Genomic DNA, 22727 nt, shown 5'->3' on the forward strand with positions numbered 1-22727 from the left:
GTCCGCTCAGGGAGCTGGCACATGACGACCACGGCAACGAGGCCGGGAAGGGCGCGCGCCCGCGCCGCGATCTCGGCGAAGACGTTGCGGACAGACCGCTGGTGGGTCGGTCCTCTCATCATCGCTGCGATTCTCGGCTTTTTCGTGGTCTATTCCACGGTCCGCATCTTCATGAACAAGTGGTACTTCGTTCCGGAGGGCGGATATCTCACGCCGCTCTACTCGCCGTGTCTCAGCGACTCCTGCGTTCCGGGGTCGTCGCATCTGGGCACGCCGTTCGGCGAGTTCCCGGCGTGGCTTCCGTTGGGCCTGGCGGTCTTCCCGATCGTCGCCGGCTTCCGGGTCACCTGCTACTACTACCGCAAGGCGTACTACCGCTCGTTCTGGATGTCGCCGCCCGCGTGCGCGGTGGCCGAGCCGCACAAGAAGTACACGGGTGAGACGCGCTTCCCGCTGATCTTCCAGAACTTCCACCGCTACTTCTTCTACCTCGCGGCCCTGGTGCTGGCGCTCAACCTGTACGACGCCGTGCACTCGCACATCCACGACGGCGCGTTCCGGGCCGGGCTCGGCAACGTGATCATCTGGATCAACTGGCTGATGCTGGCCGGCTACACCGTGAGCTGCCACGCGTGCCGCCACGTCGTCGGCGGCCGGCTCAAGCACTTCTCGAAGCACCCGATGCGGTACCGGTTCTGGACGTTCGTGTCGAAGATGAACGCCCGGCACGGCTTCTACGCCATGGCGTCGCTCATCACCGTGATCGCCACCGACGCGTACATCATGGCGACGTCGGCGGGCTGGTTCGACGACCCGCGGTTCATCAACTAGAGCGACGAGGACGTGATGACGAACATCGAGCGGCACGCGTACGACGTCGTCGTGATCGGTGCCGGCGGCGCCGGCCTGCGGGCGGCGATCGAGGCCCGGCTGGCCGGCATGAAGACCGCGGTGATCTCCAAGTCCCTGTTCGGCAAGGCCCACACGGTGATGGCCGAGGGCGGCGCCGCGGCGGCGATGGGCAACCGGAACGCCCGCGACAACTGGATGGTGCACTTCCGCGACACCATGCGCGGCGGGAAGTTCCTCAACAACTTCCGCATGGCCGAACTGCACGCCAAGGAGGCTCCCGACCGCATCTGGGAGCTGGAGACCTACGGCGCCCTGTTCGACCGCACCCCCGACGGCAAGATCTCCCAGCGCAACTTCGGCGGCCACGAGTACCCGCGGCTCGCCCACGTCGGCGACCGCACCGGCCTGGAGCTGATCCGCACCCTGCAGCAGAAGATCGTCTCGCTGCAGCAGGAGGACTACGCGGAGACCGGCGACTACGACTCGCGGCTGCGGGTCTTCGCCGAAACCACGATCACCGAGATCTTCGTGCAGGACGGCCGCGTCGCCGGCTGCTTCGGCTACTACCGCGAGTCGGGCGACTTCGTGCACTTCGACGCGCCGTCGATCGTGCTGGCCACCGGCGGCGTCGGCAAGTCGTACAAGGTCACGTCGAACTCCTGGGAGTACACCGGCGACGGGCACGCGCTCGCGCTGCGCACCGGGGCGACGTTGATCAACATGGAGTTCCTGCAGTTCCACCCGACCGGCATGGTCTGGCCGCCGTCGGTGAAGGGCATCCTGGTCACCGAGAGTGTCCGCGGTGACGGCGGGGTCCTGAAGAACACCAGCGGCAAGCGGTTCATGTTCGACTACGTCCCCGACGTCTTCCGCAAGCAGTACGCGGAGACCGAGGAGGAGGCCGACCGCTGGTACGACGACCCCGACAACAACCGGCGGCCGCCGGAGCTGCTCCCCCGTGACGAGGTGGCCCGGGCGATCAACAGCGAGGTCAAGGAGGGTCGCGGCACCGAGGCCGGCGGCGTGCTCCTCGACATCGCCAGCCGGCTGCCGGCCGAGCAGGTCCGCAAGCGGCTGCCGTCGATGTACCACCAGTTCAAGGAGCTGGCCGACGTCGACATCACGAAGCAGCCGATGGAGGTCGGGCCGACCTGCCACTACGTGATGGGCGGCGTGGAGGTCGACGCCGACACGGCCGAGGCCGCGGTGCCCGGTCTGTTCGCGGCCGGCGAGGTGTCCGGCGGCATGCACGGCTCCAACCGGCTCGGCGGCAACTCGCTCTCCGACCTGCTGGTGTTCGGCAAGCGCGCCGGCGAGTTCGCGGCGAAGTTCGCACAGGCCAACCCCCGCATCCGGGTCAAGGCCGGCGACATCGAGGCCGCGGTCGAGACCGCGCTCGCGCCGCTCACCCGCGGAGACGCCGGCGAGAACCCGTACACGCTGCACGCGGACCTGCAGGCCGTGATGGGCGACCTGGTCGGCATCATCCGGCGGCAGGGCGAACTGGAGGAGTCGCTCACCAAGCTGGCCGAGCTGAAGGAGCGGGTCAAGAAGGTCGGCGTGGGCGGTGGCCGCCGCTACAACCCCGGCTGGCACCTGGCGCTCGACCTGCGCAACATGGTCATCGTGTCCGAGTGCACCGCCAAGGCGGCGCTGGAGCGCGAGGAGTCGCGCGGCGGGCACACCCGGGAGGACCACCCCGGCATGAGCTCGAAGTGGCGGCAGGTCAACCTGGTCTGCTCCTACGACGGCGAAGACGTGCACCTCACCCACAAGCCCGTGCCGACGATGCGCCGGGAGCTGCTGGAGCTGTTCGAGGTGTCGGAGCTTTCGAAGTACATGACCGACGAAGAGTTGGCGGAGCTCGCCGAAGGCGGTGCGGAGTAATGGGTACCAAGCGTCAGTTCCGGGTCTGGCGGGGCGACGACACCGGCGGCCAGCTCGAGGACTTCCAGGTGGAGGTCAACGAGGGCGAGGTCGTGCTCGACATCATCCACCGGCTGCAGGCCACCCAGGCGCCCGACCTCGCCGTCCGCTGGAACTGCAAGGCCGGCAAGTGCGGGTCGTGCTCGATGGAGATCAACGGCAAACCGCGCCTGGGCTGCATGACCCGCATGTCGACGTTCGAGGAGACCGAGGTCGTCACGGTCACGCCGGTGCGCACGTTCCCGGTCATCCGGGATCTCGTCACCGACGTGTCGTTCAACTACCAGAAGGCGCGCGAGCTGCCGGCGTTCGCGCCGCCGGTCGGCGTGGCTCCGGGGGAGTACCGGATGCAGCAGATCGACGTCGAGCGCTCGCAGGAGTTCCGCAAGTGCATCGAGTGCTTCCTGTGCCAGAACGTCTGCCACGTGGTGCGTGACCACGAGGAGAACAAGCCGGCGTTCTCCGGTCCCCGGTTCTTCATCCGGGCCGCCGAGCTCGACATGCACCCGCTCGACGCCCGCGACGACCGCAAGGAGCAGGCGCAGAAGGCGCAGGGCCTCGGGTACTGCAACATCACGAAATGCTGCACCGAGGTCTGCCCGGAGCACATTAAAATCACCGACAACGCGATCATCCCGATGAAGGAGCGCGTTGTGGACCGTCGATTCGACCCGATCGTCCGGCTCGGCCGGAAGATCTTCCGCCGCGACCAGCTCGACGACCCGGCGAACTGGCCCGAGGCCCCGTCGCCGGCGATGTCCGGTGCGAGCGTGCCCGGTGGGCGCGAGGCCGCCGACGCCGGCCTGCACGCCGCGTCGACCGACCAGCAGTGGCACCACAGCACCCCGTTGCCGCAGGCCGCCCCCGTGGGCCCCGACGGCAGGTTGCCGGTCTCGGAAATCGCGCTCGACCGTCCGGCCGCGTCGTCCCCCTACGGCGACGACGTGGTGTTCCCGCTCCCGGTGGAGAACCTGAGCTACCGGCACCCCGAGCCCCAGGACGACGAGGCTCACTGAGACGAGCACGCCCGGGGCCGGTGTCGTCTGGACTGAGGAGCGCAGCGACCGCAGCGACGAGGGAAGACGACACCGACAAGGCCCCGGGCCCGGGCCCGCGAAGGCGGGCGCATCGAGCACCTCAGGGCAGCGATCGCTGCCCTGACGGGCTCAAGATGGGTTCGAGCTCGGTGACGATCGGCTTGTCGGCCGGCAGCCACGGGACATCGTCGAGTTCGCCGGCGCCGAGCCAGCGCAGCGCCGAGTGCTCCAGCGCGACCGGGAGTGAGTCGCCGACGAGACGGGCCAGGTACACGCGCAGCAGCAACGCTCCCCCGTTCATCGGCACGTCCGGGCCGACCTGTTCACCCACCTCGATGTGTACGCCGAGCTCCTCCTCGCACTCGCGCACCAGCGCATCGACGTCGCTCTCCCCCGGCTCGGCCTTGCCGCCCGGAAACTCCCAGCCGCCGGCCGTCTCGGGCGGGTCGGCCCGTTCGCACGCGAGCACGCGGCCATCGACGACGATGGCCGCGCCGACGATGAGGCGGGGCTCGGGGCGCTGCGGAGTCCGTTCTTGGGGCACGGGCGTCAAGGGTGCCAGATTTCGGCGAACTTCTGGGTGCACCACTGGTCCTGTAGGTCACCGAGTGGGGGAATTGTGGGCGTGGACACACGCCCCATGCGTCGGCAAGGATGTCCCTGAAGCCGTAGGTGAAGGTGAGGCGTCAATAAGGCCACAAGCCGGCAACGACGCCGAGAGCGGGGTGGCTATGCGTGTACGTCGAGACAAGGGGCATCGCGACTATCTCGCGGACGCGTTCGCGTTGTTGCAGGGCTGGACCCGCGACGGTCACGAGATTCGCCGAACACTTCCACTCGACGACAGCCAACATGTCGCGCTCACCGAGAGTATGAAGGTAGCCGCCGACGCGCTCCAACTGCGTGCCGAGGCCCGCCGGCTCGACGGGCACACCCAGATCCGGGTCCGCACGCCCGAGGGCGGCAACCTGTCGACGAACGAGGTCGCGCTCGCCGCACGCATCGAGGACCTCTACAAGCGCATCACCGGCGCCATCGCCTGAAGGGACCTGACGGCCCCCCTCAGTCGATCGGGAACCGGTACACAAGCTCGTACCTGTCACCGGGAATCGTGATGTCGGCGGTCTCCACCGGCCGGCCCGCGGCGTAGTACGTCCGCTGGATCACGAACACGAACTGCCCCCGCAGCGGCAGCTGCAGTTCCTGTGCCTCCACCTCGATCGCCGGTCGCGCCGTGATGCGCTCGACGGTCTCGTCGACCCGCACACCGATCGCGTCCATGCGCGCCACCACGCCCACCGCGGCGCCCCCTTCGGGCCACTCCACGGACGTGCCTCCGGTGACGGCCAGCGGCTCCCACGAGTGCGACAGCTGGATCGGCTGCCCGCCGGCGGTGAACACGTACCGCGTCGCCATCACCGGGTCGCCGGCCCGGATGTCGAGCCGGCGCGCGACGTCGGCGTCGGCGGTCACCCGGTGCGACTCGTGCCGCCAGGTGCCTTCCTGGCCGGCGTGTTCGGCGTCGCGGGCGAACGGTGACGTCGGGCCGGTCTGGGTGCGCTGGCCGCGCCCGTGCGAGTGGCGCACCAGTCGCGGCACCGACCGCACGAACGTGCCGGAGCCGCGCCTGCCCACGACCAGCCCGTCCCCCTTGAGGACGCTGAGCGCCCATTTGACGACGGTGCGCGAGACCCCGTACTGGCCCATCAGCTTCGTCTCGGACGGCAGCTTGGTGTCGGGCGCGAGGTCGCCACTCAGGATCGCGGTGCGTAGATCTCCGGCGATCCGCAGATAGGCGGGTGTTTCGGGCACTGCGGGTACCCCCAAACGGTCAGCCTCACCAATAGATCACGACCGTGGGGCCGTGCGTCAATATCGCTGTCCGTGAGTCAGTCCATTGCAACCGGAAAGTTAGTGCATTAACTTCGGTTGGAGGCCCTCCCTGTCGAACGGTGTGTGGTTGCGTGGACTACCAGCGAGCGATTCAGGAGAAGGACGGGCACCAGCCCGGGCGGCGGTCGTGGTGGCAGCGGCTGCGCGGCCGGCCCGCGACGTGCCGGACCTGCGACGAGGCATGGCCGTGCACCCGGCACCAACGGGCCCGGGCACGGATCATCCAGTTGCTGCGCGAGGAGCTGCAGGGCAACGCGGGGTCGCACTGGTAGCTCCGCGGTCCGTCAGGTTCGGGTGGCAGCGATCACGACCCGGCCGCCATGGCGGGTGGTCGGCGCACCGCCGACCGGAGGACTCCCGATGGGGTGCTGGGAAAGCCACGGGCTCCGGCCACCGGCGAGTAACTCCGGCGAGCGTCCGGTGACGCGGAGTTGCGGGCACGGATGCCGGGGCAGCAGCCGGAACCCTGATTCCGAGACGTCTAGACGTTGAACCTGAACTCGACGACGTCGCCGTCCTTCATGACGTAGTCCTTGCCCTCCATGCGGACCTTGCCGGCCGCCTTCGCGGCGCTCATCGACCCGGCCGCCACGAGGTCGTCGTACGCGACGATCTCGGCCTTGATGAAGCCGCGCTGGAAGTCGGAGTGGATCACGCCGGCGGCCTCGGGTGCGGTGGCGCCGATCGGGATCGTCCACGCCCGGGCCTCCTTCGGACCGGCCGTGAGGTACGTCTGCAGCCCCAGCGTGCGGAAGCCGACGCGGATCAGCTGGTGCAGGCCCGGCTCCGGCTGCCCGATCGACTCCAGCAGCTCGCGCGCCTCGTCCTCGGGCAGGTCGATGAGCTCCGACTCGACCTTCGCGTCGAGGAAGATCGCCTCGGCGGGCGCCACCAGCGCGCGCAGCTCGTCGAGGAACGCGGGGTCGCCGAGCTCGGCCTCGTCGACGTTGAACACGTACAGGAACGGCTTCGTGGTCAGCAGCGTCAGCTCGCGGAGCAGCTCGACCTCGATGCCGGCGTCCTTCGCGCCCGCGTACAGCGTCGTGCCGCCGTTGAGAAGCTCGGCCGCCGCCGTGGCCGCGGCCGCGACGGCCGCGCGCTCCTTGCGCAGCTTGGCCTCCTTCTGGAGACGCGGGACAGCCTTCTCCAGCGTCTGCAGGTCGGCCAGGATCAGCTCGGTGTTGATCGTCTCGATGTCGTCACGCGGTGACACCTTGCCGTCGACGTGCACCACGTTCGGGTCGGAGAACGCGCGCACGACCTGGCAGATCGCGGCCGCCTCGCGGATGTTCGCGAGGAACGCGTTGCCGCGCCCCTGGCCCTTGGACGCGCCGCGCACCAGGCCCGCGATGTCGACGAACGACACGGCGGCCGGCACGATCTTCTGCGACGAGTGGATCTCGGCCAGCTTGTCCAACCGCGGGTCGGGCAGCCCGACGACGCCGACGTTCGGCTCGATCGTGGCGAACGGGTAGTTCGCGGCGAGGACGTCGTTCTTGGTCAGCGCGTTGAACAGCGTGCTCTTGCCGACGTTGGGCAGGCCGACGATGCCGATGGTGAGACTCACGTCGAACCAGTCTACGGACGCTCACGGTCCGCTCCCGGCCAGGTCAGGCGCCGGCCGGTCGCCATGTCCGAATACCGCCAGCCAACGCGTTCGTCGCGGGGCAGGATCGATGGCATGGAGCTGGACTTCGAACAGTGTTACCGGGCGCTCGCCAGCCGCGACGCGCGGTTCGACGGCTTCTTCGTCACGGCCGTGCGCACGACCGGCATCTACTGCCGGCCGTCGTGTCCGGCGCTCACGCCGAAGCGCGGCAACGTGAGGTTCCTGCCGTCGGCGGCGGCCGCGCAGCGGGACGGGTTCCGCGCCTGCCTGCGCTGCCGGCCCGACGCGGCGCCCGGGTCGCCGGAGTGGAACGTGCGGGCCGACGTGGTCGCGCGGGCGGTGCGGCTGATCGCCGACGGCGTCGTCGACCGCGCCGGCGTGCCCGGGCTCGCCGACCGGCTCGGCTACACCGAGCGGCACCTGAACCGCATGCTCACGGCGGAGCTCGGCGCCGGTCCGATCGCGTTGGCCCGCGCGCAGCGGGCGCAGACCGCGCGCGTTCTCATAGAGACGACGACGCTCGGGCTCGCCGAGGTGGCGTTCGCGGCCGGGTTCGGCAGCGTGCGCCAGTTCAACGACACGATCCGGGAGATCTACGGCAAGGCGCCGTCGGACCTGCGCGGCCGGGCGAAGCCGACCACCGGTGCGCTCACGCTGCGGCTGCCGTACCGGTCGCCGCTGCACACCGGGGCGCTGCTCGACTTCCTCGGCGCCCGCACGGTCGAGGGCGTCGACGAGCGGACCGGCGACACCTACACCCGCGTCCTCGGCCTGCCGCACGGCACCGCGACGGCCGCGCTGACACCGCTGCCCGGCCACGTGCGGGCCGAGCTGACGCTCGCCGACGTGCGCGACCTCGCGCCGGCCGTCAGCCGCTGTCGTCGCCTGTTCGACCTCGACGCCGACCCCGAGGCCGTCGACGCGGCGCTCGCGGCCGATCCGGCGCTCACCGAGAGCGTCGGGAAGGATCCGGGCGTGCGGGTGCCGGGCGCCGTCGACGGCTTCGAGATCGCGGTGCGCGCGGTCGTCGGGCAGCAGGTGTCGGTGGCGGCCGCGCGGCGCGTTCTCACGAAGATCGTCACGGCCGCAGGCGGTGCCGGCTTCCCGTCGGCAGACCGCGTGAGCGCGCTCCCGGACGACGCGTTCGCGATGCCCGCGGCGCGGAAGGCAACGCTGCGCGCGTTGGCCACCGCGGTCACCGAAGGGCTTCAACTGGACGGAGGGAGCGACCGCGCCGAGGTGCGCGAGGCGTTGCTGGCACTGCCCGGCATCGGGCCGTGGACCGCGGACTACATCGCCCTGCGCGCGCTCGGCGACCCGGACGTCTTCCTACCCACCGATCTCGGGGTACGCCGCGGCGCGAAGGCGCTCGGGCTGCCCGACGACCCGAAGACACTGGCCGCCCACGCCGAACGCTGGCGGCCCTGGCGCTCCTACGCCACGATCCGCCTCTGGAGGCACTCATGAACACGTATGTGTCCACTGTCGACACTCCCACCGGCCCGTTCACCACGGTCGTCGACGGAGACGGCGTCGTCCTCGCCAGCGGCTGGACGTCCACTGTGGACGATCTGCTGTCGTTCGTCCCGTTGCCTTCCACCCCGCAACCCCGCGCGGACCTCGGCGCCGCGACGAAGGCCGTGGTGGCCTACCACGACGGCGACCTGACCGCGATCGACGAGATCCCGGTGCGGCAGCGCGGCGGCCAGTTCATCGCGCACGCGTGGGACGTGCTGCGCCGCGTGCCCGCCGGCGCACCGGTCACCTACACCACGTTCGCGGAGCTGGCCGGGCGGCCGGCCGCGGTGCGGGCGGCCGCGATGGCGTGCGCCAGCAACGCGGCCGCGCTGTTCGTGCCGTGCCACCGGGTGCTGCGCCTCGACGGCTCGCTCGGCGGGTTCCGGTGGGGGCTTCCGGTAAAGCGGTGGCTACTCGCCCACGAAGCGGCCTAACGTCTTGTCATGACGGATACGCAGCGGCTCATCCCCGCGCGGCCCACACTCGAGGGGCTTGCGGAGAAATGGGCGCACCGGTGGCAGGAGGAGGAGACGTACGCGTTCGACCGCTCGACGGAGCGGGCCGGCGTGTACTCGATCGACACCCCTCCGCCCACCGTATCCGGCTCGCTGCACGTGGGAAGCGTGTTCTCGTATACGCACACCGACCTGATCGCGCGTTACCAGCGGATGCGCGGTCGGTCGGTGTTCTACCCGATGGGCTGGGACGACAACGGCCTGCCCACCGAGCGCCGGGTGCAGAACTACTTCGGGGTGCGGTGCGACCCGGCCCAGCCGTACGACCCCTCCTTCGAGCCCACGCCCGGCGCCAAAGGCGAACAGGTGGCGGTGTCGAGGCGCAACTTCATCGAGCTGTGCGAGCGCCTGACGGCGGAGGACGAACGCGCGTTCGAGGAGCTGTGGCGGCTCCTCGGCCTGTCGGTGGACTGGAACCACCAGTACACGACGATCGGGTCCGTGGCCCGTGCCACGGCCCAGAGGGCGTTCCTGCGTAACCTCGCCCGCGGCGAGGCGTACCTCGCCGAGGCGCCGACGTTGTGGGACACCACGTTCGGCACCGCGGTGGCGCAGGCCGAGTTGGAGGACCGCGAACGTCCCGGCGCCATGCACCGCCTGCGGTTCGGTGCGTACACGGTCGACACCACCCGGCCGGAGCTGCTGCCCGCGTGCGTGGCGGTGGTGTGCCATCCGAGCGACAAGCGCTACGCCGACGCGGTGGGCACCACGGTGCGCACGCCGCTGTTCGGCGTGCCGGTGCCGATCCTCGCGCACCACCTCGCCGACCCGGAGAAGGGCACCGGGCTCGTGATGGTGTGCACGTTCGGCGACCTCACCGACGTCACCTGGTGGCGCGAGCTGGCGCTGCCGGCCCGCGTCGTGCTCGGCCGCGACGGCCGGTTCCTGCCGTCGCCACCGTCCGATGTGGACGCGTCACGCTACGCGCCGTACGCGGGGCTGACCGTGCCGCAGGCGCGCCGCGCGACGGTGGCCGCCCTCCGCGCGTCCGGCGACCTCGTCGGCGAGCCGGAACCGTTGCGGCACAAGGTGAAGTTCTACGAAAAGGGCGAGCTGCCCCTCGAGATCGTGACCTCGCGGCAGTGGTACATCCGCAACGGCGGCCGCGACCCGGCGCTGCGCGCCACGTTCCAGGCCTACGGCAACGAGTTGTCGTGGCTGCCGGAGCACATGCGCCACCGGTACGAGCACTGGGTGGGCGGGCTCACCGGCGACTGGCTTATCAGCCGCCAGCGCTACTTCGGCGTGCCGTTCCCGCTCTGGTACCCGATCGCCGACGACGGCACGGTCCGCTACGACGCGCCGCTGCTGCCCGAGGAGAGCGCGCTGCCGGTCGACCCCGCGTCCGACGCGCCGGCCGGTTTCACCGAGGCGCAACGCGGCCGGCCGGGTGGGTTCGTCGCCGACCCCGACGTGATGGACACGTGGGCCACGTCGTCGCTCACGCCGCAGATCGCCGGCGGCTGGGAACGCGACCCCGACCTGTTCGGGCGCGTGTTCCCGTTCGACCACCGGCCGCAGGGTCACGAGATCATCCGCACCTGGCTGTTCGCCACCGTGGTGCGGGCGCACTTCGAGCACGGCGCGCTGCCGTGGCGCCACGCGGTGATCAACGGCTGGATCCTGGACGAGGACCACAAGAAGATCTCGAAGACCTACGGGTCGGCCGAGACGCCCACCGACCTGCTCGCCCAGTACGGCGTCGACGCCGTGCGTTACTGGGCCGCGCAGGGCCGGCCGGGCGCCGACCTGACCTACGACGAGGGGCAGATGCGCGTCGGCCGGCGGCTGGCCACGAAGCTGCTCAACGCGTCGAAGTTCGTGCTCGGGTTCGGCGCGCCGGCCTCGGACTCGGTGGCCGCGGCGGTGTCGGAGCCGCTCGACCGGTCGATGCTGACCGAACTATCCACTGTGGTCTCCATGGCCACGGCGGCGTTCGACCGGTACGACCACACGTCGGCGCTCGAGGTCACCGAGCGCTTCTTCTGGTCCTTCTGCGACGACTACATCGAGCTGGTGAAGGAGCGCGCCTACAACGGCGACAACTCCGCGCGGACCGCGCTCCGCACGGGGCTCGACACGCTGCTGCGGTTGTTCGCACCGGTGCTGCCGTTCGTCACCGAGGAGGTGTGGTCGTGGTGGCGCGACGGCTCGGTGCACCGTGCCGCGTGGCCTACTACCACTTCGCCAGGTGGCGATCCGGCGGTGCTCCGCTTGACAGCGGCCGCTCTCGGGCAGATCCGCAAAGCCAAGTCCGATCGGAAGCTGTCGATGAAGGCGGAGGTGCCGCGGGCCGAGATCCGTGCCACCGCCGCGGAGTTGGCGCTGGTGGAGTCCGCATTGCCGGACCTGAAGGCCGCTGGGCGTGTCGCCGAGGTGATCCTCATTCCTGCCGAGCACGGATCATCCGTTCCGCCAATCAGCTTGATGGTCTCCTGCGCCCTGTGAGGCGTCACCGTACGATCTTTCATAGACGCCCGGATCCTGGCAGACTTGTAACGCTATGGATCCGGGCTCTTGACCCACGGTGATACTCGTCAGGCGCCAAGGGAGCGAGGGACATTGATGTCCGGCGGACGCTGGAGTGACCGCACCCGCAGCGCGCTGGTCTTTGTCGGATTGCTGCTGGTGACCCTCGGGGTGCTGGCGACGATCCGGCTGGAGAGCGACGCCGGGGCGGCCGCGCTCGTGGCCGGCGGTATCGCCGTCGGCCTCGCCGGCATGGCGGGATCCCTGTCGCTCGGCGGCGGCGGGGGCCGGCTCACCGCGACGTCGGAGGCCCGGCTCTCGGCGGCCGCCGAGGCCCAGCAGGCCGGCGACACCGAGGGCGCGCTCGACCGGTTCGCGCAGGCGCTCAAGGTCTACGCGCCGGAGAACGCCGACTACCACGAGGCCGCCACGCAGGCGATGTACCAGGCCGCCGGCCGGGTCAACGAGCAACTGCGTCCGCTCTACGGGTTCCTGCTGAGCCCGCTGGCGATGTCGGGCTCCCTCGTTCTGGTCGATGTCCGCGGTGGCATCGGTTTTTCGTTGACGCGCATGCAGTCCACCTACCAGACGCTGCTCGTCGGCCGCGAAGCCGTCTTCGACGCGGTACTGGTCGTGCTGAACACGTCCCCCCGACACTCCACAGTGGACGCCGTCGAGCAGCTGAGCAAGGCGCTCGACCGGCCCATCGCCGCGGTCGGCTGGCGCATCGGCGACGACGTCGACAGCCTGGTCAGCGCGATCGAGCGGGTGCGCGAAGCGGCGAACCGCCGCGCCGCCCGGCACCTTCCGGCCGGCGTGGGGGTCGCACCGGCGCCCCGCAGCGTGCCGGCACCGGGCGGCGGACCGGCCGTCGGGCCGGGAAACCGTGGCGCGGTGTCCGGCGGCGGGCCGGGCGGTGCACCCGTCAGCGGGCCGGGCGGTGCACCGGTCAGCGGGCCGGGTGTCGGCGCTGTCGGCGGTGGACCCGGCTCCGGTGATCGGCCGGTCTCCGGCGGTGGAGCCATGGCGCCGGGCGGCGGCCGGGGCTTGGGCGGTCCCGGTGGCGGTCCCGGTGGCGGTCCCGGTGGCGGTCCCGGTGGCGGTCCCGGTGGCCCGGGTGACGGTCAGCCGGGTGGGCGTCCGGCGGTGAGTGGGCCGGGTGGCGCCCCTGGCGGTGGCGTTCCCGGTCCGGGTGTTGCTCCCGGTCCCGGTGGCGTTCCCGGTCAGAGCGGCCCGGGTGGCGGTCGTGACGGCGGTCCCCGGGAGTCCGGTGGGCCGGCGGTCGGAACGGCGCGGCCGAAGCCGCCGGCCGGGCCGTCGCTCGGTGGGGTCGTGGTGGCTCCGCCCGACGAGCGGCCCACCGTGGGGCAGCCGAGGGTCCAGGGCGATCCGAGCCGGCAGGTGCTGGTCCCGGTGCCGATCCAGGGTCCGCCCGGCCGTGGTCCGGGTGGTCCCGCCGGCCAGGGCGGCCACGGCGGTCCGGGCGATGGCGACGACCGGGTGGGCGGCGCGGCCAGCGGTCCGGGTGGCCCGGTCCCCGGCGCCAACGAGCATGCACGGGGGTCGGCGGTCGTTCCGCGGCAGCCGGTACCCCAGCCCCAGCCGGTGCCCCAGCCCCAGGCGGTACCCCAGCCCCAGGCGGTACCCCAGCAGGACCGGCCGGCCCTTCCCGGGCGGTCCGGGTACGACGACAGCGCCGTGTGGCGGCGGGCGACCGAGCTGCACTGGCAGGGCCAGTTGCAGGAGGCCGAGTCGGCGTACCGCGAGATCATCGGCGACCGCACCCGGGCGATCGGACCCGAGCACCCCGACACGCTGGCCGCCCGCGACCAGCATGCCACCGTGCTGCGCGACCTCGACCGGCTCGGCGAGGCGCTGATCGAATGCGAAGACGTGCTGGCGGCGCGCACCCGGTCGCTCGGGCAGGACCACCCCGACTCGCTGACCAGCCGCAGTCACCTCGCCACGATCTACCACCAGCTGGGTGAGCTGCCGCAGGCCGAGGCCGAGCACACGCGGGTGCTGCAGGCGCGCACCCGGGTGCTCGGCGCCACCCACCAGGAGACGCTGATCAGCCGGTCCAATCTCGCCAAGGTGCACCAGGACCTCGGTGAGCTCGACCGGGCCGTCGACGAGCACCGGCAGGTGCTGGAGGCGCGGGCCCGGCTGCTCGGTCCGGAGCACCGCGACACGCTGATGAGCCGGTCGCTGCTGGCGTCGGCGCTGCACCAGGCCGGCCGGTTGGAGGAGGCCGAGGCCCAGCACCGGCGGGTGCTGCGCAGCCGGCTGCGGCTGCTCGGGCCGGTGCACCTCGACACGGCGGTGTCGCGGCACCGGCTGGCGAGCGTCCTGCACGACATCGGACGGCTGAACGAGGCGATCGCCGAGTACCGCGCCGCGTACGACATCTACTCGGAACTCCTCGGGGCCGGCAGCCCGTTCGCCCGCGCGGCGGCCAGCGACCTCGCGATGGCCGAGCGCGCCGCGTCCCGTCGCTGAGCCCTTCACGGGGGCGGGAGACGCTCCGGCATCAGAAGTCGCCGCCGCCGAAGTCACCACCGAAGTCACCGCCACCGAGGTCACCGCCACCGTCGTAGCCGGGGTCGCCGGCGAACTCGTCGGCCATCTCGTCGCCGGTCACCTCATAGCCGTCCCCCAGATCCGACGCGGCGTACCCGGGGTCGCCCCACGCTGAGTCGAACAGAGCGTCGAAGAGCAGGATCGAGCCGACGCCCCACGCGCCGCCGATCAGCGCCGTGCGCCACCACGGCTCGGAGTACCAGCCGCGCGGAACGCGGCGCCCACCCAGGACGCCACCCGGGTAGAAGTACGGCGTCGCCGCGCCGGGATGCGGTCCGGCCGCGTAGCGGTGGCCGTCGACGTCCACCGTCCGCTCCTTCGTGAGCTCGCCGGCGGCGCGCGCCGCGGCGAGCGGCGGCAGGTCCGGACCGGGGTCGAGACCGAGCGCGACCCGCGCCGCCCGGATGTACTGCAGGCCCTCGAGCGCGGTCTCCCGGGCCAGCTCGAACTGCCGCGGCGTGGTCGCGCCCGCGAGTTGGGACCCGGCTGCGTTGTACCGCTCCGACGCGTCCGACAGCGCCTGGCGCACCGCGACCTCCTCGGCCGCCCCAGAGGGGAGCGTCGACAGCTGCCCGCCGAGCCGCTCGTACCAGCGCTGCGCCTCGGCCCGCGCGTCGGCGAGCGCCGTGGCGGCCGTGCGCCGACGTCCCGCGGCGAGGTAGGCCGCCCCGCCGACGAGCACGACCGCGAGCACCGCGATCAGAATCCATTCCATGCCACAGCGCTACCCAACTACAGATTGTCGTACCCGACCTGCATGCTGTTGATCGTGGACGTTCTGTTGCTGTTCGTCGGTATCGCGATCGGTGTCGCACTCGGCTGGCTCGCGGCCCGGTCCCGCGCCAGCTCCGAGATCGCCCGGCTCGACGCCACGCTCCAGGCGACCCGCGAGGGCGAGGCCCGGCTGGAACAGTCGCTGCGCGCGCTCACCTACGAGGCCACCGAGCAGTCCCAGGCCGCGGTGTCCGAGGCCGTGGCGCCGCTGCACGACGCGTTGGCCCGTTACGAGCAGCGGGTCGGCCAGCTCGAACGCGACCGGGTGGGCGCCTACGAGGCGCTGCGCGAGCAGGTGCGGAACATGTCGGAGGTGTCGGGCCAGCTGCGGGTGGAGACCAGCCAGCTGGTCGCGGCGCTGCGGGCACCGCAGGTGCGTGGCCGGTGGGGCGAGCACCAGCTGCGGCGCATCGTCGAGGCGGCGGGGATGCTGGAGCACTGCGACTTCTCCGAGCAGGTCAGCGGCGTCACCGATGCCGGCGGTGTGCGTCCCGACCTGGTGGTCCGCCTCCACGGTGGCCGTCAGGTGGTGGTCGACGCCAAGGTGCCCTTCGAGGGTTACCTGGCGGCCATGGAGGCCGACGACGACATCAAGCGCGACCACCACCTGCTCCAGCACGCCCGCCAGCTACGCGCCCACGTCGACCAGCTGGCAGCCAAGGGCTACTGGGAGGCGTTCGAGCCGGCGCCGGAGTTCGTCGTGCTGTTCGTCCCCGCCGACCCGTTCCTCGACGCGGCGATCAAGCGCGAGCCCACCCTCCTCGAGTACGCGTTCGCCCGCAACGTCGTACTGGCCACGCCGTCGACGCTGGTGGCCCTGCTGCGCACGGTCGCCTACGCGTGGCGGCAGGAGGCCCTGGCCCGCAACGCCATCACGGTGCACCAGCAGGCCCGCGAGCTCTACGGACGGCTGGCCACGATGGGCGACCACCTGGCCAAGGTCGGCACCTCGCTGGGTGCGTCGGTCACCGCGTACAACCGGGCCATCGGTTCCCTGGAGGCGCGCGTGCTGGTCAGCGCCCGCCGGCTGGCCGACCTGGGCGTGTCGGGCACCGAGATCCCCGCCCCCGCGCAGGTGGAGGTGGCTCCCCGTGCCCTGCAGGCCCCCGAACTGGTCGACAGCGAGTACGAGGCCCTGCTCGGTGACCAGCCCCCGTACTGAGGCGAACGCCCACCCGGATGCCGCGGACCCCCGAGGCCACGCCGGCCGCCCCGCCCCCTACCGGGCGTGGGCGGGATCAGGCCGGGGCGGCGCGCCCATCGCCCGCCGCGTGCCCAGCCACCGGGTGTGCCCGAGATCAGGCCTGAGCGGCCGCAGCCGCTTTGGCGGCTTCGGCGGCCTTCATGTCGCGCTTGAGCTCCTGGGGCAGCGAGAACACCAGCCGCTCCTGGGCGGTGGTCACCTCTTCGACGTCGGTGAAGCCTCGCTCGGCGAGCCAGGCCAGCACGTCCATCACCAGGTTCTCGGGTACGGACGCGCCCGACGACAGGCCCACCGTGCGCGCGTCGGCGACCCACGCCGGGTCGATCTCGTGAGCGAAGTCGACCAGGTGACCGGCACGCGCACCGGCGGCGAGCGCCACCTCGACCATGCGCACCGAGTTCGACGAGTTCTTCGAGCCGACCACGATCATCACGTCGCAGTCCGGGGCGATCTCCTTCACCACCTGCTGGCGGTTCTGGGTGGCGTAGCAGATGTCGTCGCTCGGCGGCGACTGCAGGAGCGGCAGCCGCTCCTTCAGCTTGTGCACGGTCTGCATGGTCTCGTCGACCGACAGCGTGGTCTGCGACAGCCACACCACCTTGCTCGGGTCGCGCACCTTCACCTTGTCGACGCCGTCGGGGCCGTCGACCAGCTGGATGTGCTCGGGCGCCTCGCCCGACGTGCCGACGACCTCCTCGTGGCCCTCGTGGCCGATGAGCAGGATGTCGTAGTCCTCCGCCGCGAAGCGCCGGGCCTCCACGTGCACCTTGGTCACCAGGGGGCAGGTGGCGTCGATCGCCTTCAGCGAGCGGGCTTTGGCCTGCTCGTGCACCTCGGGCGCCACACCGTGCGCCGAGAACACCACGATGGAGCCCTCGGGCACCTGCTCGTTCTCGTCGACGAAGATCGCACCGCGCTCGCGCAGCGTGTTCACCACGTGCTTGTTGTGCACGATCTCCTTGCGCACGTACACCGGCGGCCCGTACAGCTCGAGCGCCTTCTCGACCGTCTGGACGGCCCGGTCGACCCCGGCACAGTAGCCACGGGGCTTGGCGAGCAGCACACGCTTCGAGGGAGAGGCAGTCACGTCCGCCATGGTACCGGCCGGCGGGTCGCTCTCAAGATCACAAAGATAGGGTGGACGCGTGACAGAGCCGACCGCTGACGAACCGTGGCCGGTCCGCGTTGTCAGCCAGAAGATCGGCGCCTGGATCGGCCGGCTGGGCTGGGTCTGGGTCGACGGGCAGGTGGCGCAGATCACGCGCCGGCCGGGCACCAGTACCGTCTTCATCACGCTGCGCGACCCGTCCGCCGACCTCAGCCTGACGCTCACGACCAGCCGCGACGTAATCGACACCGGTGCGCCGAACCTGCAGAACGGCGCCCGCATCGTCGCGCACGCCAAGCCCGACTTCTACCCCGGCCGCGGCACGCTCAGCCTGCGCGCCGACGAGGTCCGCCAGGTCGGCATCGGCGAACTGCTCGCCCGCATCGAGATGCTGAAAAAGCACCTCGCCGCCGAAGGGCTGTTCGACCCCGCCCGCAAACGGCGGCCGCCGTTCCTGCCCAGGCGCATCGGGCTGGTCACCGGCCGGGCCAGCGCCGCCGAGCGCGACGTGCTCACCAACGCCCGCCGCCGCTGGCCCGCCATCGACTTCCGGGTGATCAACGTGGCCGTGCAGGGCGCCACCGCCGTGCCGGAGATGGTCAACGCGCTGCGCCTGCTCGACGCCGACGACACGATCGACGTGATCGTGCTCGCCCGGGGCGGCGGGTCCACCGAGGACCTGCTGCCGTTCTCCGACGAGGCGCTGTGCCGCGCGGTGTTCGCCTGCCGCACCCCGGTCGTCTCCGCGGTCGGGCACGAAACCGACAATCCACTCGTCGACTTCGTGGCCGACGCGCGCGCGTCGACGCCCACCGACGCGGCGAAACGGCTCGTGCCCGATCTGCGCGACGAGCTCAGGCTGATCGACCAGGCGCGCTACCGGCTCCGGCGCGCGCTCGGCCATACCATCGACCGCGAACAACATCGATTGGACGCGCTACGCAGCCGGCCGTCGTTGGCCAAGCCGCACGCGATCCTCGACCAGCACCAGGCCGAGATCGGCGGCTGGCGTGACCGGGCCGCGCGCTCCCTGCGTCACCGGCTAGACCGCGCCGACGACGGCCTGAGCCACACGACGGCCCGGCTGCGGGCACTCTCCCCCGCCGCGACGATGCAGCGCGGCTATGCGATCGTGCAGCGCGCCGACGGCACGGTGGTGCGCGCGCCGGGCGAGGTCACCGCCGGTGAGCAGCTGCGCATCCGGGTCGCCGGTGGGGAGTTCCACGCGGAAGTCACCGAGGAGAGGGCATGACCGAGCTCACGTACGAAGAGGCCAGGACCGAGCTGGCGGGCGTGGTCGAGAAGCTCGAGGCCGGCGGAGCGACGCTGGAGCAGTCGCTGGCGCTGTGGGAGCGCGGCGAGGAGCTGGCCGCGATCTGCCAGCGCTGGCTCGACGCCGCCCGCGCCCGCCTCGACGGCCCGCAGCAGGCCGGGTAGGCGCGGCAGCCCGCGCCCGGCACGCCCGAGCCGCACGCTTGCGCGCGGCGGGCCACGGCCGGCAGAGGCCGGCATAGGCCGGCAGAGGCCGGCAGAGGCCGGCAGAGGCCGGCATAGGCCGGCAGAGGCCGGCATAGGCCGGCAGAGGCCGGCAGAGGCCGGCAGAGGCCGGCAGAGGCCGCGGCGGGCTACTTCAGGGACCGCACGAACGCGCGCAGCTCCTCCTCGCTCGCCTTGCCCGTGACGATCACCGTCCGGTCGGCCTCCTGGAACACGTACGCCGTCTCACCGCCGCGGGCGTTGTACACCTGCCACTGCCGTCCGCCCTCGTCGACCACCGCGTCGGTCTGCTGGGCGTCCGGGCCCAGTTCGCGGGTGATCAGCGTGGCGGGAACGATGTCGCTCTCGATGAGCTGGAGCGTGCCGTCGTCGGGGCTGCGCCATCCGACCCGCAACGTCGCACCACCGGACTGCGGCTGGTAGTCGGCGCTGACCGACTTCCAGCCGTCGGGCAGTCCCGACGGGGTCAGCAACGTGAACGCGCCGTCTCTGCGCGCCTCCTCGTACACCGGACCGGCGTCGACCTCCGCCACCTCGTCTCCGCCGAGGCAGCGGTACATCCCGAACAGCGCGAACACCACCACGAGCAGCAGGCCGACCGAGATGACCATGTCGCGGGGGCGCCGGCCGATCCGGGCGGCCACCGCCGCGGCGGCCGGCTCGTGCGGGTTCAGCAGCCCGGTCTCCTCGACCTCGCGGGCGCCGCCGTCGGAGTCACCGTCGAGCTCACCGTCGAAGTCGGTGTCGTCGTCGGTGGTCGCCACGGCGGCGGGCTCGCCGTAGTTGGGCAGCGGCCCGTCGGCGGAGACCGGGGGCAGCGGCGCCAGATCGGGGTCGGTCGAGTCGGGACGCCGCGGTGCGTGCCGACCGGCCTCATCGGGCCCTGGGCTCGAAGTCACAGCGCCCATCTTCGGCGTACGCCCCAACCGGTCGCAAGCCGACCCCCGGCCGGACGATGCGAAAGAACATGCGAAAGAACACCCGAACGACCGTTCAAGCTCCTGACGTGGAAATATGAGCGGATGGCAGGCCCCGTGCGCAATCCGCAGGATCTCGACCGCAACCTGGCGCTCGACCTGGTCCGGGTCACCGAAGCGGCCGCGATGGCCGCCGGCCGGTGGGTGGGCCGGGGCGACAAGGAGGGCGGCGACGGCGCGGCCGTCGACGCGATGCGCATGCTGATCAACTCGGTGCCGATGAAGGGCGTCGTGGTGATCGGCGAGGGCGAGAAGGACAACGCCCCGATGCTCTACAACGGCGAGGAGGTCGGCGACGGCACCGGCCCCGAGGTCGACGTGGCGGTCGACCCGATCGACGGCACCACGCTCATGAGCAAGGGCATGCCGAACGCGCTCGCGGTGCTGGCGGTGGCCGAGCGGGGCACGATGTTCGACCCGTCAGCGGTCTTCTACATGGAGAAGCTCGCCGTCGGGCCCGACTGTGCCGACGTCATCGACATCGACGCGGGCGTGGTCGAGAACCTGCGACGGATCGCGAAGGTGAAGCGGTCGAGCGTCTCCGACGTCACCGTCTGCATCCTCGACCGGCCCCGTCACGCCGACCTGATCAAGGAGGTCCGGTCGACCGGCGCCCGCATCCAGTTCATCTCCGACGGCGACATCGCCGGCTCGATCAGCGCGGCCCGCGAGACCAGCGACGTCGACGTCCTGATGGGCATCGGCGGCACGCCCGAGGGCATCGTCTCGGCGTGCGCGTTGAAGTGCATGGGCGGCGCGATCCAGGCCAAGCTGTGGCCGCGGGACGCCGCCGAGAAGGAGAAGGCGCTGGCCGCCGGCCACGACCTCGGGCGGGTGCTCGGCACCGACGATCTCGTGCGCGGCGACAACATGTTCTTCTGCGCCACCGGCGTCACCAGCGGCGACCTGCTGCGCGGCGTCCGCTACCGGCAGGGCGGCGCGTACACGCAGTCGATCGTGATGCGGTCCAAGAGCGGCACGATCCGCGTCATCGACTCGTTCCACCGCCTGGAGAAGCTGGCGCTCTACTCGATGATCGACTTCGACGGCCGTCCGGTCGAAGCTTGACCAAGGCTCGGTCGGCCGGGCTGCTCGTCGCGGTTGCCGGCGGCGTCGCGCTGGCCGCGCAGTCGCGGGTCAACGGTGAGCTGGGCGGGCGGCTCGGCGACGGGGTCGCGGCCGCGCTCGTCTCGTTCGGGTCGGGGTTCGTGGTGCTGGCGGTCGCGGCGGCGGTGCTGCCGGCCGGCCGGCGCGGGGTCCAGACGGTGTGGGCGGCGTTGCGGCGGCAGAAACTGCACTGGTGGCACCTGGTCGGCGGCGTCAGCGGCGGCTACTACGTGATCACGCAGGGCGTCGCGGTCGCGGCGATCGGCCTGGCCGCGTTCACGGTCGCGACGGTCGCCGGGCAGGTCGGCAGCAGCCTGCTCGTCGATCGCGCCGGCCTCGGCCCGGGCGGTCCGCGTCCGGTCACCACCGCCCGCGTCGCGGCGGCGGCGCTCGCGGTGGTCGCGGTGGTCGTCGCGGTCGCCGACCGTTTCGGGTCGCCGAGCGCGCTGGGACTGGCCGCGCTGCCGGCCGTGGCCGGCGTCGCCGTCGCCTGGCAGCAGGCGATGAACGGACGCGTACAGGCGGCCGCCGGCGCCCACGCCGCCACGCTCGTGAACTTCTCGGTGGGTACCGCGACGCTGGTCGTCGTCTACACGGTGGTGGCGCCGCTGCGGGGGCTGCCGTCGCACTGGCCGGCCGAGTGGTGGGTGTACTCGGGTGGGCTGCTCGGCATCGTGTTCGTGCTGGCGACGGTCGCCGTGGTGCGGCTCATCGGCGTGCTGATGCTGGGCCTGGGACTGATCGCCGGCCAGATCCTCGCCGCGCTGGCGTTCGACGTGTTCGCCCCGGCGGCCGCGGACCGGCTCGCGCCCAACACGGTCGTCGGGGCGCTCCTCACGCTGCTGGCGGTCGCGGTCGCCGCACGCTGAAGGTTGTGTCGTACCCCACAGGTAGTGTCCGGCGGATGAGCGTGGAGATCCGAGCGGTCGACGCGGGCTGCCGCGACGCGGTGGCCGAACTGTTCACCGCGAACGGCACGGTCACCGGCTGCGGCTGCATGTTCTTCGTGCTGCCCAACAAGGAGTTCTCGGCCGGCTACAAGACGGGCGCCAACCGCGAGCGGCTGCTCACCGACCTGGCCGGGTCCCCGCCGATCGGTCTCGTCGCCTACTCCGGCGGCCGGGCCGTCGGCTGGTGCGCGGCCGGCCCGCGCGAGCGCTACGCCCGTGCCCTGCGCTCGCCGCTGCTGAAGTCCCGCGACGCCGACGAAGACGGTTCCGTGTGGTTCCTGCCGTGCCTGTTCGTCCGCGCCGGCGAGCGGCGCAAGGGCGTGGCGGGCGACCTGCTGGCCGCCGCGGTCGGCGTGGCCAGGGAGCACGGCGCCACGGCCGTCGAGGGCTTCCCGTACGCCGGCGGCGAGAAGCGGGCCACCGGCGAGGCCTACATCGGCACGGAGGCGATGTTCGCGGCGGCCGGCTTCACGGTCCATGCCCGCCCGTCGCCGAAGCGCGTCGTCATGCGGGTCACGTTCTAGCCCGCGCGCTTTGTCGGGTTCCCGGGATGCCGTGTGGCACAACGCATCCAGCGCCACAAGCCCGGCGGCCACAAGTGCAAGATCGACGCAGACATCGACTACAGCGCGACTGCGGTCGGCGCGGCCGGTCCGCAACCTAACGAAGTACTACCAGTGTCCAGAGTCGCAGGTTCGCGAGCAGTCATGG

At 71.7% G+C, this 22727-nt stretch carries 21 protein-coding genes; 15 read left to right on the forward strand and 6 right to left on the reverse strand.

Features of this window, described 5'->3' with window-relative positions; all coding sequences use genetic code 11:
• The first annotated feature begins 21 nt into the window (after positions 1-21).
• The 3 genes from sdhC to Voc01_RS25980 are packed head-to-tail and all read left to right on the forward strand — an operon-like array spanning position 22 to position 3794.
• Positions 22-831 (forward strand): succinate dehydrogenase subunit SdhC, encoded by an 810-nt coding sequence (sdhC, locus tag Voc01_RS25970; protein ID WP_203930162.1) that lies wholly within the window; start codon positions 22-24, stop codon positions 829-831.
• 15 nt (positions 832-846) lie between these two features.
• A complete protein-coding gene (locus tag Voc01_RS25975) occupies positions 847-2739 on the forward strand; it encodes a fumarate reductase/succinate dehydrogenase flavoprotein subunit (RefSeq protein ID WP_203930163.1) in 1893 nt (630 codons plus the stop codon).
• Positions 2739-3794 (forward strand): succinate dehydrogenase/fumarate reductase iron-sulfur subunit, encoded by a 1056-nt coding sequence (locus tag Voc01_RS25980; protein WP_203930164.1) that lies wholly within the window; start codon positions 2739-2741, stop codon positions 3792-3794. The genes Voc01_RS25975 and Voc01_RS25980 overlap by 1 nt, the downstream gene beginning before the upstream one ends.
• A 121-nt stretch (positions 3795-3915) precedes the next feature.
• Here the strand turns inward: Voc01_RS25980 and Voc01_RS25985 are convergent, their stop codons facing one another.
• Positions 3916-4368, reverse strand: a complete 453-nt coding sequence (locus Voc01_RS25985; protein WP_203930165.1) for a (deoxy)nucleoside triphosphate pyrophosphohydrolase — start codon at positions 4366-4368, stop codon at positions 3916-3918.
• Between the two features lie 178 nt (positions 4369-4546).
• On the opposite strand from Voc01_RS25985, the gene Voc01_RS25990 reads away from it, so the two are divergent.
• Complete coding sequence (locus Voc01_RS25990) at positions 4547-4858, forward strand: 4a-hydroxytetrahydrobiopterin dehydratase (protein ID WP_203930166.1); 312 nt, start codon at positions 4547-4549, stop codon at positions 4856-4858.
• 19 nt (positions 4859-4877) lie between these two features.
• Here Voc01_RS25990 and Voc01_RS25995 read toward each other — a convergent pair whose 3' ends face one another.
• Complete coding sequence (locus tag Voc01_RS25995) at positions 4878-5627, reverse strand: GntR family transcriptional regulator (protein WP_203930167.1); 750 nt, start codon at positions 5625-5627, stop codon at positions 4878-4880.
• A 152-nt stretch (positions 5628-5779) separates the two neighbouring features.
• Between Voc01_RS25995 and Voc01_RS26000 the strand changes: the two genes are divergently transcribed.
• Positions 5780-5980, forward strand: coding sequence for a hypothetical protein (locus tag Voc01_RS26000; RefSeq protein WP_203930168.1), 201 nt, complete (start codon positions 5780-5782; stop codon positions 5978-5980).
• A 209-nt stretch (positions 5981-6189) separates the two neighbouring features.
• Here the strand turns inward: Voc01_RS26000 and ychF are convergent, their stop codons facing one another.
• On the reverse strand, positions 6190-7275 hold the full coding sequence (ychF, locus tag Voc01_RS26005; RefSeq protein WP_203930169.1) for a redox-regulated ATPase YchF: 1086 nt from the start codon (positions 7273-7275) through the stop codon (positions 6190-6192).
• Positions 7276-7389: 114 nt separating this feature from the next.
• Here ychF and Voc01_RS26010 point away from each other — a divergent pair, with 114 nt between their 5' ends.
• The 4 genes from Voc01_RS26010 (at position 7390) to Voc01_RS26025 (ending at position 14318) form a co-directional block, all read left to right on the forward strand.
• Positions 7390-8784: an AlkA N-terminal domain-containing protein gene (locus Voc01_RS26010; protein WP_203930170.1), complete on the forward strand. Its 1395-nt coding sequence runs from the start codon at positions 7390-7392 to the stop codon at positions 8782-8784.
• Positions 8781-9269, forward strand: coding sequence for a methylated-DNA--[protein]-cysteine S-methyltransferase (locus Voc01_RS26015; protein WP_203930171.1), 489 nt, complete (start codon positions 8781-8783; stop codon positions 9267-9269). Before Voc01_RS26010 ends, Voc01_RS26015 begins: the two co-directional genes overlap by 4 nt.
• A 9-nt stretch (positions 9270-9278) precedes the next feature.
• Complete coding sequence (gene valS / locus Voc01_RS26020; RefSeq protein WP_203930172.1) at positions 9279-11798, forward strand: valine--tRNA ligase; 2520 nt, start codon at positions 9279-9281, stop codon at positions 11796-11798.
• A 117-nt stretch (positions 11799-11915) separates the two neighbouring features.
• Positions 11916-14318: a tetratricopeptide repeat protein gene (locus tag Voc01_RS26025; protein WP_203930173.1), complete on the forward strand. Its 2403-nt coding sequence runs from the start codon at positions 11916-11918 to the stop codon at positions 14316-14318.
• Positions 14319-14349: 31 nt separating this feature from the next.
• On the opposite strand, the gene Voc01_RS26030 is transcribed toward Voc01_RS26025, so the two are convergent.
• Positions 14350-15114 (reverse strand): hypothetical protein, encoded by a 765-nt coding sequence (locus Voc01_RS26030; protein ID WP_203930174.1) that lies wholly within the window; start codon positions 15112-15114, stop codon positions 14350-14352.
• A gap of 42 nt (positions 15115-15156) precedes the next feature.
• On the opposite strand from Voc01_RS26030, the gene Voc01_RS26035 reads away from it, so the two are divergent.
• Positions 15157-16335: a DNA recombination protein RmuC gene (locus tag Voc01_RS26035; protein ID WP_203930175.1), complete on the forward strand. Its 1179-nt coding sequence runs from the start codon at positions 15157-15159 to the stop codon at positions 16333-16335.
• A gap of 136 nt (positions 16336-16471) precedes the next feature.
• Here the strand turns inward: Voc01_RS26035 and Voc01_RS26040 are convergent, their stop codons facing one another.
• Positions 16472-17464, reverse strand: coding sequence for a 4-hydroxy-3-methylbut-2-enyl diphosphate reductase (locus tag Voc01_RS26040; RefSeq protein WP_373873872.1), 993 nt, complete (start codon positions 17462-17464; stop codon positions 16472-16474).
• Positions 17465-17522: 58 nt separating this feature from the next.
• On the opposite strand from Voc01_RS26040, the gene xseA reads away from it, so the two are divergent.
• Complete coding sequence (gene xseA, locus Voc01_RS26045; protein WP_203930177.1) at positions 17523-18737, forward strand: exodeoxyribonuclease VII large subunit; 1215 nt, start codon at positions 17523-17525, stop codon at positions 18735-18737.
• Positions 18734-18922 carry an exodeoxyribonuclease VII small subunit gene (locus Voc01_RS26050; RefSeq protein ID WP_203930178.1) on the forward strand — a complete coding sequence of 63 codons (189 nt, stop codon included), beginning with the start codon at positions 18734-18736 and terminating at the stop codon, positions 18920-18922. Before xseA ends, Voc01_RS26050 begins: the two co-directional genes overlap by 4 nt.
• Before the next feature lie 188 nt (positions 18923-19110).
• On the opposite strand, the gene Voc01_RS26055 is transcribed toward Voc01_RS26050, so the two are convergent.
• Complete coding sequence (locus Voc01_RS26055; RefSeq protein WP_203930179.1) at positions 19111-19881, reverse strand: DUF4245 domain-containing protein; 771 nt, start codon at positions 19879-19881, stop codon at positions 19111-19113.
• Positions 19882-20004: 123 nt separating this feature from the next.
• Between Voc01_RS26055 and glpX the strand changes: the two genes are divergently transcribed.
• From glpX to Voc01_RS26070, 3 genes are read left to right on the forward strand one after another with little or no spacing between them, the layout of a single operon-like run.
• On the forward strand, positions 20005-21027 hold the full coding sequence (gene glpX / locus Voc01_RS26060; RefSeq protein WP_203930180.1) for a class II fructose-bisphosphatase: 1023 nt from the start codon (positions 20005-20007) through the stop codon (positions 21025-21027).
• Positions 21024-21935: a DMT family transporter gene (locus tag Voc01_RS26065; protein ID WP_203930181.1), complete on the forward strand. Its 912-nt coding sequence runs from the start codon at positions 21024-21026 to the stop codon at positions 21933-21935. The genes glpX and Voc01_RS26065 overlap by 4 nt, the downstream gene beginning before the upstream one ends.
• A 35-nt stretch (positions 21936-21970) precedes the next feature.
• Positions 21971-22540, forward strand: coding sequence for a GNAT family N-acetyltransferase (locus Voc01_RS26070; protein ID WP_203930182.1), 570 nt, complete (start codon positions 21971-21973; stop codon positions 22538-22540).
• Positions 22541-22727 lie beyond the last annotated feature (187 nt).

It is taken from the genome of Virgisporangium ochraceum (genome assembly GCF_016863655.1).
Lineage (GTDB): Bacteria > Actinomycetota > Actinomycetes > Mycobacteriales > Micromonosporaceae > Virgisporangium > Virgisporangium ochraceum.

Excerpts from the sequence above, each read along its gene's own strand:
- sdhC (WP_203930162.1), top strand. The coding sequence starts at position 22 with ATGACGACCACGGCAACGAGGCCGGGAAGGGCGCGCGCCCGCGCCGCG.
- Voc01_RS25975 (WP_203930163.1), top strand. The coding sequence starts at position 847 with ATGACGAACATCGAGCGGCACGCGTACGACGTCGTCGTGATCGGTGCC.
- Voc01_RS25980 (WP_203930164.1), top strand. The coding sequence starts at position 2,739 with ATGGGTACCAAGCGTCAGTTCCGGGTCTGGCGGGGCGACGACACCGGC.
- Voc01_RS25990 (WP_203930166.1), top strand. The coding sequence starts at position 4,547 with ATGCGTGTACGTCGAGACAAGGGGCATCGCGACTATCTCGCGGACGCG.
- Voc01_RS26010 (WP_203930170.1), top strand. The coding sequence starts at position 7,390 with ATGGAGCTGGACTTCGAACAGTGTTACCGGGCGCTCGCCAGCCGCGAC.
- Voc01_RS26015 (WP_203930171.1), top strand. The coding sequence starts at position 8,781 with ATGAACACGTATGTGTCCACTGTCGACACTCCCACCGGCCCGTTCACC.
- valS (WP_203930172.1), top strand. The coding sequence starts at position 9,279 with ATGACGGATACGCAGCGGCTCATCCCCGCGCGGCCCACACTCGAGGGG.
- Voc01_RS26025 (WP_203930173.1), top strand. The coding sequence starts at position 11,916 with ATGTCCGGCGGACGCTGGAGTGACCGCACCCGCAGCGCGCTGGTCTTT.
- Voc01_RS26030 (WP_203930174.1), bottom strand. The coding sequence starts at position 15,114 with ATGGAATGGATTCTGATCGCGGTGCTCGCGGTCGTGCTCGTCGGCGGG.
- Voc01_RS26035 (WP_203930175.1), top strand. The coding sequence starts at position 15,157 with ATGCTGTTGATCGTGGACGTTCTGTTGCTGTTCGTCGGTATCGCGATC.
- Voc01_RS26050 (WP_203930178.1), top strand. The coding sequence starts at position 18,734 with ATGACCGAGCTCACGTACGAAGAGGCCAGGACCGAGCTGGCGGGCGTG.
- glpX (WP_203930180.1), top strand. The coding sequence starts at position 20,005 with ATGGCAGGCCCCGTGCGCAATCCGCAGGATCTCGACCGCAACCTGGCG.
- Voc01_RS26070 (WP_203930182.1), top strand. The coding sequence starts at position 21,971 with ATGAGCGTGGAGATCCGAGCGGTCGACGCGGGCTGCCGCGACGCGGTG.